This is a genomic window from Variovorax sp. Soil_C_26, from assembly GCF_057657075.1.
In genome coordinates, this window is sequence record NZ_JBDGJC010000012.1 from 31,894 (window position 1) to 45,650 (window position 13,757).

At 67.1% G+C, this 13,757-nt stretch carries 13 protein-coding genes and 2 tRNA genes; 7 read left to right on the top strand and 8 right to left on the bottom strand.

What is annotated here, in order from left to right; all coding sequences use genetic code 11:
* Positions 1-75: 75 nt before the first annotated feature.
* Together AC3A6G_RS24195 and mutY are read left to right on the top strand one after the other, a co-directional pair.
* Positions 76-2,037 (top strand): dynamin family protein, encoded by a 1,962-nt coding sequence (locus AC3A6G_RS24195; RefSeq protein WP_487865659.1) that lies wholly within the window; start codon positions 76-78, stop codon positions 2,035-2,037.
* Positions 2,027-3,127 carry an A/G-specific adenine glycosylase gene (gene mutY, locus AC3A6G_RS24200; RefSeq protein WP_487874802.1) on the top strand — a complete coding sequence of 367 codons (1,101 nt, stop codon included), beginning with the start codon at positions 2,027-2,029 and terminating at the stop codon, positions 3,125-3,127. The genes AC3A6G_RS24195 and mutY overlap by 11 nt, the downstream gene beginning before the upstream one ends.
* Here mutY and rapZ read toward each other — a convergent pair.
* Genes rapZ through AC3A6G_RS24215 form a run of 3 tightly spaced genes read right to left on the bottom strand, consistent with a single transcriptional unit; the run spans position 3,124 to position 6,593 of the window.
* A complete protein-coding gene (rapZ, locus tag AC3A6G_RS24205) occupies positions 3,124-3,999 on the bottom strand; it encodes an RNase adapter RapZ (protein ID WP_487865661.1) in 876 nt (291 codons plus the stop codon). The two genes, mutY and rapZ, sit on opposite strands and share 4 nt — an antisense overlap.
* Positions 3,996-5,681 (bottom strand): DNA repair protein RecN, encoded by a 1,686-nt coding sequence (gene recN, locus AC3A6G_RS24210; RefSeq protein WP_487874803.1) that lies wholly within the window; start codon positions 5,679-5,681, stop codon positions 3,996-3,998. The genes rapZ and recN overlap by 4 nt, the downstream gene beginning before the upstream one ends.
* Entirely contained in the window at positions 5,682-6,593 is a 912-nt protein-coding gene (locus AC3A6G_RS24215) for an NAD kinase (RefSeq protein WP_487862731.1), read from the bottom strand.
* A 28-nt stretch (positions 6,594-6,621) separates the two neighbouring features.
* On the opposite strand from AC3A6G_RS24215, the gene hrcA reads away from it, so the two are divergent.
* The 3 genes from hrcA (at position 6,622) to AC3A6G_RS24230 (ending at position 7,891) form a co-directional block, all read left to right on the top strand.
* Positions 6,622-7,629, top strand: coding sequence for a heat-inducible transcriptional repressor HrcA (gene hrcA / locus AC3A6G_RS24220; RefSeq protein WP_487862730.1), 1,008 nt, complete (start codon positions 6,622-6,624; stop codon positions 7,627-7,629).
* A gap of 46 nt (positions 7,630-7,675) precedes the next feature.
* A tRNA-Ile gene (locus AC3A6G_RS24225) sits at positions 7,676-7,752 on the top strand.
* A gap of 62 nt (positions 7,753-7,814) precedes the next feature.
* A tRNA-Arg gene (locus AC3A6G_RS24230) sits at positions 7,815-7,891 on the top strand.
* A gap of 63 nt (positions 7,892-7,954) precedes the next feature.
* Here AC3A6G_RS24230 and AC3A6G_RS24235 read toward each other — a convergent pair.
* Positions 7,955-8,230: a hypothetical protein gene (locus tag AC3A6G_RS24235; protein ID WP_487874804.1), complete on the bottom strand. Its 276-nt coding sequence runs from the start codon at positions 8,228-8,230 to the stop codon at positions 7,955-7,957.
* Between the two features lie 221 nt (positions 8,231-8,451).
* Between AC3A6G_RS24235 and AC3A6G_RS24240 the strand changes: the two genes are divergently transcribed.
* Together AC3A6G_RS24240 and greB are read left to right on the top strand one after the other, a co-directional pair.
* Complete coding sequence (locus AC3A6G_RS24240) at positions 8,452-8,919, top strand: hypothetical protein (RefSeq protein WP_487874805.1); 468 nt, start codon at positions 8,452-8,454, stop codon at positions 8,917-8,919.
* Between the two features lie 66 nt (positions 8,920-8,985).
* Entirely contained in the window at positions 8,986-9,567 is a 582-nt protein-coding gene (gene greB, locus AC3A6G_RS24245) for a transcription elongation factor GreB (protein WP_487862727.1), read from the top strand.
* A 19-nt stretch (positions 9,568-9,586) separates the two neighbouring features.
* Here greB and AC3A6G_RS24250 read toward each other — a convergent pair whose 3' ends face one another.
* The 4 genes from AC3A6G_RS24250 to AC3A6G_RS24265 all read right to left on the bottom strand — a co-directional run bounded on the left by AC3A6G_RS24250 (position 9,587) and on the right by AC3A6G_RS24265 (position 13,713).
* The gene (locus tag AC3A6G_RS24250; RefSeq protein ID WP_487874806.1) at positions 9,587-11,842 is read right to left on the bottom strand and encodes a RelA/SpoT family protein; all 2,256 of its coding nucleotides are present in this window, start codon (positions 11,840-11,842) and stop codon (positions 9,587-9,589) included.
* Positions 11,843-11,935: 93 nt separating this feature from the next.
* On the bottom strand, positions 11,936-12,139 hold the full coding sequence (gene rpoZ, locus AC3A6G_RS24255; RefSeq protein ID WP_280813669.1) for a DNA-directed RNA polymerase subunit omega: 204 nt from the start codon (positions 12,137-12,139) through the stop codon (positions 11,936-11,938).
* A 30-nt stretch (positions 12,140-12,169) separates the two neighbouring features.
* Positions 12,170-12,790, bottom strand: coding sequence for a guanylate kinase (gene gmk / locus AC3A6G_RS24260; protein WP_487865701.1), 621 nt, complete (start codon positions 12,788-12,790; stop codon positions 12,170-12,172).
* A gap of 8 nt (positions 12,791-12,798) precedes the next feature.
* Positions 12,799-13,713 carry a YicC/YloC family endoribonuclease gene (locus tag AC3A6G_RS24265; protein ID WP_487862725.1) on the bottom strand — a complete coding sequence of 305 codons (915 nt, stop codon included), beginning with the start codon at positions 13,711-13,713 and terminating at the stop codon, positions 12,799-12,801.
* Positions 13,714-13,757: the final 44 nt, after the last annotated feature.

A 13,757-nucleotide genomic window follows, 5' to 3' on the forward strand; every position in this document is an offset into this window, starting at 1 on the left:
AGTTCCTGGCGGCCTTGTCGGCGGCACGTGGTGACCTGCGGTGCTATATTTGTAAATAATCTTTTACATTTCCCCTTGAGCCGCTCTTTCAATCAACAACTCGACCAGCACGGTGCCTGGCGGAGCAATTTTGCGCATCGCCTCCAGTGGCTGTCGCGCTGGTTGAACGAGAACGAGCTGCTCGACCAAGCCGTGGCCGAGCGCCTGCGCGGGCTCGAGCTGCAGATCCGCACCAGCAAGGTGATGGTGGCCTTCGTCGCGGAGTTCTCGCGCGGCAAGTCGGAGCTCATCAACGCGATCTTCTTTGCGGGCTACGGCCGCCGCATCATGCCGGCGAGCGCCGGCCGCACGACCATGTGCCCGACCGAGCTCGGCTACGACGCCGCGGTGGCGCCCAAGCTGCGGCTGCTTCCGATCGAAACCCGCCTCGAGCCCCACTCGCTCACGCACTGGCGCGAGAAGCCGGCACGCTGGAACGAGATCGCGATCGACATGGGCGATGCCGACCAGCTGGCGCAGGCCATGGGCAAGGTGGCCGAGGTGCGCTGGGTCGTCAAGGACGAGGCTCGCGCGCTGGGCTTCTGGAGCGACGAGACGCCCGACGACAACCCGGTGCAGGACGCCGAAGGCCGGGTCGAGATTCCGCGCTGGCGCCACGCCATCCTGAACATGCCGCATCCGTTGCTCGAGCAGGGGCTGGTGATCCTCGATACCCCGGGCCTGAATGCGATCGGCGCCGAACCCGAACTCACGGTCAGCCTGATTCCGCAGGCGCATGCGGTGGTCTTCATCCTCGGCGCCGAGACCGGCGTGACGCGGTCCGACCTTGCCATCTGGCGCGAACACCTGGTCACCGAAAACGAAGGCAGCGACACGCGATTCGTGGTGCTCAACAAGATCGACACGCTCTGGGACGCGCTGAGTACGCCCGCGCAGATCGAGATGCAGATCGAGCGGCAGCGCGAAGTCGCGGCCAAATTCCTCGAGGTGCCGCTGGCGCAGGTGCTGCCGGTGTCGGCACAGAAGGGCCTGCAGGCCAAGATCCAGCGCGATGCGCGGCTGCTCGGCGCAAGCCGCCTGCCGGCGCTCGAGACGCTGCTCGGCGAAGGCGTGCTCGGCCGGCGCGAGACCATGCTGCGGCTCGCGGTCGATGGCGGCATGGTGGCATTGCGCACCGAGGCCGAGCGCATCCTGAAGGTGCGCCAGCGCGACCTGTCGGAGCAGGCGCTCGAACTGCAGGGCCTGCGCGGCAAGAACGTCTCGGTGATCCGCCACATGCGTGCGCGCATCGACCAGGAGCAGGCCGATTTCGAGGGCAGCCACACGCGCATCCTCGCGTTGCGTTCGGTGCAGGGCAAGCTGCTGCGCGAGGTGTATGCGGTGCTCGGCCGCACCGCGCTCAAGGCCGACATGGTGCGGCTCTCGGCCGCGCTCAGGGGCTCGGGCGTCAAGCTCAACGTGCGCAAGGTGTATGGCGAAACCTTCGACGCGCTGCGCAACAACCTGCGCGAGGTGCAAGCCACCACGGCCGAGATCCAGTCGATGCTCCACGCCACCTTCCGCCAGCTCAATGCCGAGCAGGGCTTTGCGCTGCAGGCGCCGGCCGAGCCCGACCTCTCCGGCTTCGAGCAGGAGCTGAGCCAGATCGAGCGCAGCCATGTGCACTACCTGGGCGTGGGCAACCTGTTGAAGCTCGCGCAGGCCGACTTCTGCGACAAGCTGGTGCGTGCACTCGCCAGCCGGCTGCGGCTCGTCAACGAGGCGGCGATGGCCGAGGTCGAGCGCTGGAGCAAGGGCGCGAGCGCCCAGATCGACGCGCAGCTGCGGGAGCGCCGCCGCAACTTCCGCAAGCGCATCGAAGCCATCGAGCGCATCCAGAATGCGGCCGGCAGCCTCGACGAGCGGCTGCTCGAACTTGCCGCGCAGGAGCGCGGATTGACCGAGCTGCAGCAGCGGTTGCATGAATTCACCTCGATGGTCACGCAACAGGCAAGGCCTGCCGTGCCGGCGCCTGTCGGCGAACTGCGTGCGGCCTGAACGCGAGCGGGGCGGCGGCGCGGTGCCGCTGCAGCGGCTTCCACCCGATTTCGCCGCGCGCATCGTGGCCTGGCAGCGCAGCCACGGCCGCAGCGAGCTGCCCTGGCAGAACACGCGCGATCCCTACCGCGTCTGGCTGTCGGAGGTGATGCTCCAGCAGACGCAGGTGTCGACGGTGCTCGGCTACTTCGCGCGTTTTCTCGCGCGGTTTCCGAGCGTGCGCGAGCTTGCCGCAGGCACCGAGGACGAGGTCTTCGGGCTTTGGAGCGGCCTGGGCTATTACAGCCGCGCACGCAACATGCACCGCTGCGCGCAGGAGGTGGTGGCGCGCTGCGGCGGCGAGTTTCCGCGTACCGCCGCCGAACTCATGACCCTGCCCGGCATCGGCCGCTCCACCGCCGCGGCCATCGCGGCCTTTTGCTACGGCGAACGCGTCGCGATCCTCGATGGCAACGTCAAGCGTGTGCTGACGCGCGTGCTCGGCTTCGGCGGCGACCTGTCGTCGGCCGCCCAGGAGCGTGCACTCTGGGCGCTAGCCACACAACTGCTGCCACCGGCGGAAGAGACGGAAGCGATCGCGGGCTATACGCAGGGGCTGATGGACCTGGGCGCCACGGTCTGCCTGCCGCGCAAGCCGAGTTGCATGATTTGCCCGGTGAATGGCGACTGCGTTGCGCGCCGCGAAGGCGAGCCGGAGCGCTATCCCGTCAAGACCCGCAAGCTCAAGCGCAGCGCGCAGGCGCTTTGGGTGCTGCTCGCACGCGATGCCGAAGATCGCGTCTGGCTCGAGAAGCGGCCGGCGAAAGGCATCTGGGCCGGCCTCTTCTGCCTGCCGGTGTTCGACAGTCGCGAAGCGCTGCTCGCGGCGCTGCCCGAATCGGCCTGGGGCCAGGCCGAAGACCTGGCGCCCTTCGTGCATGTGCTCACCCACAAGGACCTGCACCTGCATCCGGTGCTGCTGCAGGGCGCGCAGCCCATGGGCGACGCCGCGCGCTGGGTGGACGCCGCCGAATGGACCGGGCTCGGGCTGCCGGCGCCGGTGCGCAAGCTGCTGCTGCAAGCGCAAGCGGGCCAGCCCTCGCTGGTTTAGACCGCGTCGAGTTCGCGATGGCGCTTGAGTGCGCCCCAGCGCGCTCCGAAAGCGCGCGCCAGCTGCTCGACCAGGAACACCGAGCGGTGCTGGCCGCCGGTGCAGCCGATCGCGATCGTCACATAGCTGCGGTGATCGCGCGCCATCGCATCGAGCCAGCGCGAGAGAAACTGCTCGATGTCGTCGTACATGCGCGCCACGTCGTCGTGCTCGCGCAGCCAGTCGATCACCGGCGTGTCGCGGCCCGTGAGCGGGCGCAGCGTGGGCACGTAGTGCGGATTGGGCAGCATGCGCACGTCGAACACGAAGTCGGCGTCCAGCGGCACGCCGCGCTTGAAGGCGAACGATTCAAACACCAGCGTCAGCGCGCTCTCCGGCGCCGAGATCAGGGCCTTGATATAGCTCTGCAACTGGGCCGGCCGGATCAGGCTGGTGTCGATCACGTCGGCCCCGTCGCGCAGGTCGGCCAGCAACTCGCGCTCGAGCTCGATGGCCTGTGTCAGCACGCGCTCCTGCTCCGGCAGGTTGGTGCGGGGCTCCTGGCGCGAAAGCGGGTGGCGCCGGCGGGTTTCCGAATAGCGGCGCAGCAGCGCGTCGGTGGTGGCGTCGAGGAACAGCGAACGCAGCGAAACGCCATCGTTTCGCAGCGCCTCGAGCTGCTGCGGCACGATTGGCAGCGAGACGCCGCTGCGCACGTCCATGGCGATCGCCACGCGCGTGGCCTGTTGCTCGTGCTGCAGTGCGATGAAGGGCGTCAGCAGTTCGGGCGGCAGGTTGTCGACGCAGTAGTAGCCCGCGTCTTCGAGCGCATGCAGCGCGACCGACTTGCCCGACCCCGACATGCCGGTGATGAGCACCAGGTCGAGGTTCATGGCACCGCCGCCGAGGTCTTGTGGCCCAGCATCTCGCGGGCATGCGCGAGCGAGGTTTGCGACATCTTCTCGCCGCCGAGCATGCGCGCGATCTCGCGTGCGCGGCTGTCGTCGTCGAGCCGCGAGACGCCGCTCTCGGCGCGTGGGCCGGGTTCGGTGCCGCCGCCCGCCACCTGGCGCTTGGCCACCACCAGGTGGTGGTCGGCGCAGGCCGCGACCTGCGGCAGGTGGGTGACTGCCAGCACCTGGCGGTCGCGCCCGAGCTGGTTCATGAGTCGACCGACCGTTTCGGCGACCGCGCCGCCGACGCCGGCATCGACCTCGTCGAAGATCAGCGTCTGCGCGCCGCCGAGCTGGCTGGTGGTGACGGCAATGGCCAGCGCGATGCGCGAGAGTTCGCCGCCCGAGGCGACCTTGCCGATCGGACGCGGCGTGCTGCCGGGATGGCCGCTCACAAGAAAGGCGACTTCTTCGAGCCCCGCGCGACCGGGCTGTGCGAGTGGCTGCAGCGCGACCTCGAAGCGGCCGCCCTGCATGCCGAGCCCCTGCATCGCCTGCGTGACGGCGTCGGAAAGCCGCGGTGCCGCCTGCTTGCGGGCCTTGGCAAGCGCCTTGGCTTCCTTCATGTAGGCCTGCTGCGCGGCCTGCTCGGCGCGCTCGAGGCCGTCGAGATCGCTTTGCGCATCGAGCGCCTGCAGCTCGGCCTGCCAGCCCGCCAGCAGCGCCGGAAGGTCGTCGGGCGTGCGCTTGTAGCGGCGCGCGAGCGACATCCACAGGCCCATGCGCTCGTCGAGTTCGGCAAGGCGCTGCGGGTCGACCTCGGCATTGCGCAGGTAGCCGTGCAGCGAATGGGCGGCATCGGACGCCTGCGCCACGCTCGACGCGAGCACCTCGCCGAGCGCCTGGAATTGGGGCTCGATGTGCGCGCAGTTCTGCAGCAGCGTCACCGCGCGCGACAGCGCGGCGAGCGCGCCGCCGTCGTCATCTTCAAGCGCCTGGCTGGCGCCCTGCGCTGCATCGATGAGCGCTTGTGCATTGGAGATGCGCGCGTGGTTGGTCGACAGCTCTTCCCACTCGCCCTCGGCCGGTGCCAGCTTCGCCACTTCGGCGATCTGCCACTGCAGCCGCTCGCGCTCGCGCTGCAGGGAATCCTGTGCCGAGCGCGCATGGTCGAGCGCCGAAAGCGCCTGGCGCCAGGCCTGCCAGGCGGCGTCGAGTGCGTCGGTGCGCGCGCCGGCATAGGCGTCGAGCAGGCCGCGCACCGCGTCGGGCCGCGTCAGGCTCTGCCAGGCATGCTGGCCGTGGATGTCGAGCAGCCGGTCGCCGAGTTCGCGCAGCTGCGTGGCCGTGGCCGGGCTGCCGTTGATCCAGCCGCGGCTGCGGCCCTGCAGGTCGACCGTGCGGCGCAGCAGCAGGGCGTCGCCCGATTCGAATCCGCCCTCGTCGAGCCAGGCGTCGAAAGCCGGATCGGGATCGAACTCGGCGCTCACGTCGAGCCGTTCGGCGCCCTCGCGCACCGCGCCCGCGTCGGCGCGGTTGCCGAGTGCGAGCTGAAGGGCGTCGATCAGTATCGATTTGCCGGCGCCAGTTTCACCCGTCAGCACCGTGAAACCCGACGACAGGTCGAGTTCGAGTGATCGCACGATCACGAAGTCGCGCAGGGCGATGCGTCGCAGCGCCATTCAGGAGCCCCCTTCGTTCCAATGCAGTTTCTTGCGCAGCGTGTCGAAATAGCTCCAGCCCCGCGGGTGCAGGAAGCGCACCCGGTAGTCGGAGCGGCGGACAACCACGCGGTCGCCGATCGCGAGGGATGCGAGCGACTGCATGTCGAAATTGGCGCTCGCGTCGCGGCCCGACACGAGCTCGATCACGATCTCGTCGGCGTCCGGCAGCAGCACCGGCCGGTTCGACAGCGTGTGCGGCGCGATCGGCACCAGCACCCAGCCCGGTACCGCGGGATGCAACAGCGGGCCGCCGGCCGAGAGCGCGTACGCCGTTGACCCCGTGGGCGTGGCGATGATCAGGCCGTCGGCGCGCTGGTTGGCCACGAAATGCCGGCCGACCGACACGCGCAGTTCGACCATGCCCGAGGTGGCGCCGCGGTTGACCACCACGTCGTTCATGGCCAGCGCCTCGAACACCGAGGCGCCGTCGCGCATGACGTGCGCATGCATGAGGCTGCGGTGGTCTTCCTCGTACTCGCCCGCGAGCATCGGAATCAGCGTGGCCTGGTAGTTGTCGAGCGGGATGTCGGTGATGAAGCCGAGCCGGCCGCGGTTGATGCCGATCAGCGGAATGCCGTAGCAGCCGAGCTGCCTGCCGATGCCCAGCATGGTGCCGTCGCCGCCCACCACCAGGCCGAGGTCGCAGCGCTGCCCGATCTCCTCGACGCTCAGCGGCTCGTAGCGGCCGCCGACCCGGGCCTCCGACCCGGCTTCTTCGGCCGCCGATTTCTCGACGAACACGGTGCATCCTTGCGATTCCAGGAAAGCGCCGATATCTTCCATCACGCCATCGCGCGCATCGGCCTGTGCCCTGGCACCGGAAGCCTGGTACTTGCCGATCAATGCGACGTGACGAAAGCGGGAAGTCATCTACAAATTACAACACTAAAATCTTGCAATGCTGGACGACCGCGCCAAGTTGCTGCTCAAGACGCTGGTAGAGCGCTACATCGCCGAAGGCCAACCGGTCGGGTCGCGGACTTTGTCACGTTCGTCGGGGCTCGATCTCTCGCCGGCGACCATCCGCAACGTCATGTCGGACCTCGAGGCGCTGGGGCTCATCGCGAGTCCGCACACCTCCGCCGGCCGGATACCCACCGCCCGCGGCTACCGGCTTTTCGTCGACACCATGCTGACCGCCCAGCGCGAGAAGATGGACGCGCCGAGCCTCGCGCCCGACCAGCCCCAGAAGGTGATCGCCAACGCCGCGAGCCTGCTGTCGAACCTCTCGCAATTCGTCGGCGTGGTCATGGCGCCGCGGCGCGCGTCGGTGTTCAAGCAGATCGAGTTTCTGCGGCTGTCGGAACGGCAACTGCTCGTGATCATCGTCTCGCCCGACGGCGAGGTGCAGAACCGCGTGATCGTGCCCGAGGCCGACTATTCGCAGTCCCAGCTGGTCGAAGCCTCGAACTACATCAATGCCCACTATGCGGGCCTGACCATCGAGCAGGTGCGCGACCGGCTCCAATCCGAGGTTGAGAAACTGCGCGGCGAGATCGCGGCGCTGATGCAGGCGGCGGTCAAGGTCAGCTCCGAGGTGTTAACCGAAGCCCAGGAAGACGACGTGGTGATCTCAGGCGAGCGCAACCTGCTCTCGGTGTCCGATTTCTCGAGCGACATGGGACAGCTGCGGCGCGCTTTCGAGCTGTTCGAGCAGAAGGCGCAGCTGATGCGCCTGCTCGACGTGTCGAGCAAGGCCGAGGGCGTGCGCATCTTCATAGGCGGCGAAAGCCATATCGTGCCGATCGAGGAGCTCTCGATCGTCAGTGCCAACTACGAGGTCGACGGGCAGGTCGTGGGGACGCTCGGCGTCATCGGCCCGACGCGCATGCCGTACGAACGCATGATCCAGATCGTGGACATCACCTCGCGGCTCGTCAGCAATGCGCTGAGCCACCGCAAGTAGAAGAAGAGCGCCGCCGCGGTGGCCGCGAATAGAATCGTGGCCGCGTGGGCCGTTAGCTCAGTTGGTTAGAGCAGCGGACTCATAATCCGTTGGTCGATGGTTCAAGCCCATCACGGCCTACCACTCGCAACATTTTTGAGCTCCTCCAGGGGAGGCCAAAAATGCGTGCTATACTAGCAAGCTGTGCGGCTGTAGCTCAGTTGGATAGAGTACTTGGCTACGAACCAAGGGGTCGTGGGTTCAATTCCTGCCAGCCGCACCACTCTCTGTAAAAGCCAGGACGTGAAAACGTCCTGGCTTTTTTTTGCCTGCCGCATGGCTGCGTTCAGAAAAGGAACGACAGCTGCGGGTCGGGCCTGAGGCCTGGCGGCAGCGCGACATCGTCGGCCTTCCTGCCGATCCCCGTCGCAAACCAGCGGAAGGTGTTGGTCCGTTGGCCGTCTCGCCCGGTGGTCCGCACGAACAGGTAGCCCGAGGTGGCGTTGCCCGACTCATCGACGGGGATCCCGGCGGCCCTGAGCGCTGCAACTTCGGCCCGGGTGCTCGTGTCGTACGGCAACTGGAGCGTGATGGTCGCGTTGTGAATGATCTGATTGAGCATTGCGTCCCGCAAGGTTCGTTAGGGCTCAGAGCTTCCGTCCCGTCCAACTCAGCCGTAGTTCGGCGGGCGAAGCAAGATTGTGAACTTTTTCACGTATTCCTGAAAATGTTAATGCTTCTGCGTCGCCGTAACCATTGGTTCTCATGGCATAGGCTGTTCGGCACCCGCTGCGCTGCCCGGCGCTAAAGTCGAACATTTCATTGATTCAGGGCAAGGCGAACATGGGCCTCCAGAGAAACCGGCGTGCGCGCCAGATCCTCCTGTGCTTCCTGTGCTTCCTGTGCGGTGTGGCCGCCGCTCCGGCCTTGGCAGCAAAGATCAGCTGCGTCCCGGGTGCCGCGAGCAGCGGCGCAGGAGCGCCTTTCAATGCGGTCCGGAGAATCTCGATCGACGAGCATTCGCGCACCGTCAACATGGACGTGGTGCGTGCGCGCACGAAGGACACGGAGACCATGGGCAAGATGCGCGGCGACCTGCTGAGCATGGACGAGACCCAGTCTGGCGAGCCGGTCTACGTCTTCAATGCGATTCCGGCGGCGGGCGCCGAGGCCATGAGCCTGTTCCGGCTCTTCAAGACCAGCGAATGGCGGCTGATCGGCGCGGTCGTGAGCTTCGCCCACAAGGTGCCGGCGCTTCGCAGCGTCGAGCCGGGCGTGGTCTTCGACTGCAAGCGTTCGGGCATGGGTTGAGACAATCCGGGATGGGCTGGCAGCGTTGTTGCGCCCGCATTTTTTGTTGAATTCAGAGGTTGTGCCTTGAGCAAAGCATTCACGAAGGAAACCGACGCCCAAGACGACGAGGACGGTGGCGACGGTGCCATGCCCGCGTTGCCGAGCGGCAGCAAGAACTACATCACGCCAGCCGGCTATGCCCGCTTGCGCGAGGAACTGCTGCAGCTCATGGACGAGGAGCGGCCGAAGGTGGTCGAGGCCGTGCATTGGGCCGCGAAGAACGGCGACCGCTCCGAGAACGGTGACTACCTCTACGGCAAGAAGCGCCTGCGCGAGATCGATCGCCGGATCCGTTTCCTTTCCAAGCGCCTCGAGATCGCCGAAGTGACCGACCCATCGGTGCACCACGGCAGCGACCAGGTCTTCTTCGGCGCCACGGTGCGCTATGTGGACGAGACCGGCGACGAGCGCAGCGTCACGATCCTCGGCATCGACGAAGCGGACAGCGCCCAGTCGCAAGTCAGCTGGATCTCGCCGATCGCACGGGCCTTGCTCAAGTCTCGCGAAGGCGATGTGGTGAAGCTCGTCACGCCCGGCGGTGCGCACGAGGTCGAAGTGCTGTCGGTGAGTTATCCCACGCCGGGTGCCGGCCCCGCAACGCGATAGCGTCGGAGGCGTCTTCTTCTCAGGACGCGGGAACGGTTCGCGAGGCGGTCAGCACCGAAGCCGTGCGACGCGCGGCGCGCAGCACGGCGTCGAGGTGCGTGCGGTCGCGCACCGCGATCACGAAGCGCAGGTCGGTCGAGTCCTGCGGTGTTTCGTCGGCCATTTCGACGTGGGTGATGTCGGCCTCGGCATCGGCGAGCGTGGCGGCCACCCGCGCGAGCACGCCCTTGTCGTTGCGCACCGTGATGACCACGCCGGTCTCGAAGGCGCGGGTGGGCTCGTCGGACCACTCGACCGCGAAGAAACGCTCGCTGTCCTTGTGCCGCAGTCGCTGGCCGACGCCGCAGGCGTCGGTGTGGACGACCAGGCCTTCGCCGTGGCCCAGGTAGCCGACGATGTCGTCGCCCGGAATTGGCCGGCAGCACAGCGCGAAGCGCACCGACGAGTTCTCGCTGCCGTCGAGCGTGACGGCGCCCTGTGAAATGGTTTCGTGCGAGATGAAGCGCTCGCGGCTCAGCAGCAGGGCGTCGGGGCGCTCGCCCAGCTCGGACAGCATGGCCACGAGCCGCTTGGCGACAATGCTGGCGATGCGCTTGCCCAGGCCGATGTCGGTCAGCAACTCGGCGCGCGTGCGGTTGCCCGTGAAGCGCAGCAGCTTTTCCCACAGCGCCTGGTGCTCCGCATCGTCGGCCGGCAGCTTGCTGAGGCCTTCGGCCCGTAGCGCCTGCGCGAGCAGCTTCTCGCCCAGGCCTTCGGATTCGGCATGCGCGAGCGTTTTCAGGTAATGGCGGATCTTGGAGCGCGCGCGCCCCGTGCGCACGAAGCCGAGCCATGCGGGGTTGGGCGTCGACACCGGCGCGGTGATCACCTCGACCACATCGCCGTTCTTGAGCTCGGTGCGAAGCGGCACCTGGTCGCCGTTGATGCGCGCCGCGGAGGTGTGGTCGCCGATGTTGCTGTGGATGGCGTAGGCGAAGTCGACCACCGTGGCGCCGCGCGGCAGCGCGAGGATCTGGCTCTTGGGCGTGAAGACGTAGACGGCGTCGGGGAACAGGTCGACCTTGACGTGGTCCCAGAACTCGGCGGCATCGCGGGTTTCGTCCTGGATGTCGAGCAGCGACTGCAGCCACTTGGTGCCGAGGCGGTCGTTGCTGGCCGCGTTGGGCTCGGCGGCCTTGTAGAGCCAGTGCGCGGCCACGCCCGACTCGGCCACCACGTGCATGGCTTCGGTGCGCAGCTGGAACTCGACGTTCACGCCCGCCGGACCGACGAGCGTGGTGTGCAGCGACTGGTAGCCGTTGAGCTTGGCGATCGCGATGTGGTCCTTGAACTTGCCCGGCAACGGCTTGTACATCTGATGCAGGACGCCCAGGCCGGTGTAGCAGGCGATCACGTTGGGCACGATCAGGCGGAAGCCGTAAATGTCGGTCACCTGGGCGAAGCTCAGGTGCTTTTCTTCCATCTTGCGGTAGATGGAATAGAGCGTTTTCTCGCGTCCGGCGATGCGCACCGTCATGTTGGCGTTGCCGAAGGCGGTCTCGACCTCGCGCTGCACCTTCTGGATCAGGTCGCGCCGGCGCCCGCGTGCCTTGGCCACAGCCTTGGACAGCGTGGCGTAGCGCCAGGGCTTGAGGTGGCGGAAAGACAGTTCCTGCAGCTCGCGGTAGGTCTGGTTCAGGCCCAGCCGGTGCGCGATGGGCGCATAGATCTCGAGCGTCTCGCGCGAGATGCGGGCCCACTTCTCGCGCGGTGCGTCGGCCAGCGTGCGCATGTTGTGCGTGCGGTCGGCCAGCTTGACCAGGATGACCCGCACATCTCGCGCCATGGCCAGCAGCATCTTGCGGAACGACTCGGCCTGGTTCTCCTCGCGGGTGTTGAACTGCAGCTTGTCGAGCTTGGTCAGGCCATCGACCAGTTCGGCCACGGGGGCGCCGAAGCGCTCGATCAGTTCGGGCTTGGTGACGCCGCAGTCCTCGATGGCGTCGTGCAGCAGGGCGGCCATGAGCGCCTGTGCGTCGAGCTTCCATTCGGCGCATTGCGCCGCTACGGCGATCGGGTGGGTGATGTACGGTTCGCCGCTGTTGCGCAGCTGGCCCAGGTGGGCCTCGTCGGCAAAGCGGTAGGCGCGGCGAACCAGTTCGGTGTCTTCGGGGCTCAGGTAGTCGAGCCTGGCGGTCAGCGCGGCAAAGCTCGCGGCAGCCGCATTCAGCGCCGCGGGACTCGGCTTCGGCATGCCCGTCGGGGCATGGGACTGACTTTTGGCGACCGCGCTCATGCCTATCACTTTAGCGTGACCGCTGTATGGACGCGTCCAGACGTAAAAAAAGCACCGCCAAGCGGTGCCTTTTCGTTGCGGGTCTGCGTCAGATCAGCCCGGCACTTTCTTGAGCATCTCGAGGCCGATCTTGCCTTCGGCGATCTCGCGCAGGGCGGTCACGGCGGGCTTGTTCTTGCTCTCGATCTTGGGCGCGTGACCCTGGCTCAGCATGCGTGCGCGGTAGGTGGCGGCCAGGACCAGCTGGAAACGGTTGGGAATCTGGGTCAGGCAGTCTTCGACGGTGATGCGGGCCATGTGGTCTTTCGGTCGGTGAGCAGACAGGAATCAAGGGATGTTCAGTGCGGCGAATGTGTCGGCACGTGCGCGGCGCTGCGCAGAATACCGAAGCCGCTGCGCGTGGACGATCGCCTTGAGATCGAATAGCGCGCGCTCAAATAACTCGTTGATTATAACGAAGTCGAATTCCCCGGCCCGGGCCATCTCTTCGGCGGCATTGCGCAGGCGCAGTTCGATGACGGCCGCGCTGTCCTCGCCACGGCGTTCGAGCCGCGAGCGCAGTTCTTCCCAGCTCGGCGGCAGGATGAAGATCATCACCGCGTTGGCGAAGGTCTGGCGGATCTGCAGCGCGCCCTGGAAGTCGATCTCGAGGATCACGTCGGCTCCCTGGGCAATCCGCTCCTCGATGGCTTTCTTGGACGTGCCGTAGCGCTGGCCGTGCACATGGGCCCATTCCACGAAGCCGTCGGTCGCGACCATGGCGTCGAATTCGGCGGGCGACACGAAAAAGTACTCGCGGCCGTGCTTTTCCTGGCCGCGTGGCGACCGGGTGGTGTGCGAGACCGAGGGCTGGACGGCCGAATCGAGCTCCATGAGCGCCTTCACCAGGCTCGATTTGCCGGCACCGCTCGGTGCCGCCACCACAAAGATGTTGCCTGGGTAGTCCATGGGCTCGTTCATTCGATGTTCTGTACCTGTTCGCGCATCTGCTCGATCAGCACCTTCATGTCCACGCCGATGCGCGTGAGCTCCAGCGCCGCCGACTTGGAGCCCAGTGTATTGGCCTCGCGGTGCAGCTCCTGGATCAGGAAGTCGAGCCGCTTGCCGACCTCGCCGCCTTTCTTGAGCAGGCGCTCGATCTCGTCGAGGTGCGAATTGAGCCGCGTGAGCTCTTCCGCCACGTCGATGCGGATCGCGAATGCGGTCGCCTCGGTCAGCGCGCGGTCCTGGGCGGCTTCGGGCAGGGTGCCACCGGTCAGGCCCATGGCTTCCTGCCAGCGCTCGAGAAAGCGCGTGCGCTGCTGCTCGACCAGTTGCGGCACCAGCGGCCCGGCCTGCTCGACCAGCGTGCGCAGCTGCGCCAGATGGGCCTCGAGCATCTTCGCGAGGCGGGTGCCTTCGCGCTGGCGGGCCGACATGAGTGCCTCGAGCGCCTTGCCGGCCACCGTGAGCAGGTCGGGCCCCCAGTCGCCGCGCGTGGCACCATCGCCGCCCGCCAGCCGCAGCACGTCGGCCACGCTGAGTTCGCGCGCGCCGGGCAGCCAGGCCCGGATGCCGTCCTGCACGCCGTTGAGCCGCTGAAGCAGCTTCACCGAGGGTTCGACGACGCCCGCCTGGGCGTTGCTTTCGATCGCCGCGCGCACTTCGACCTTGCCGCGCTTGAGCTTGCCCGTGAGCAACTCGCGCAGCGCGGTTTCATGTTGCCGCAGTTCCTCGGGCAGCTTGAAGCTGAGGTCGAGGAAGCGGCTGTTGACCGAGCGGATTTCGACCCCGAGCCGCCCCGCGGCACCAGGCCCCGCTTCGGCTCCGGAGTGGCTGCCGGCGGTCCCGTTTTGGCCGCTGGCATAGCCGGTCATGCTGTAAACTGGCATTGCGCCTCACTGTGGTTTTGCTTGCAAGCACCGAGGCGTCGGCA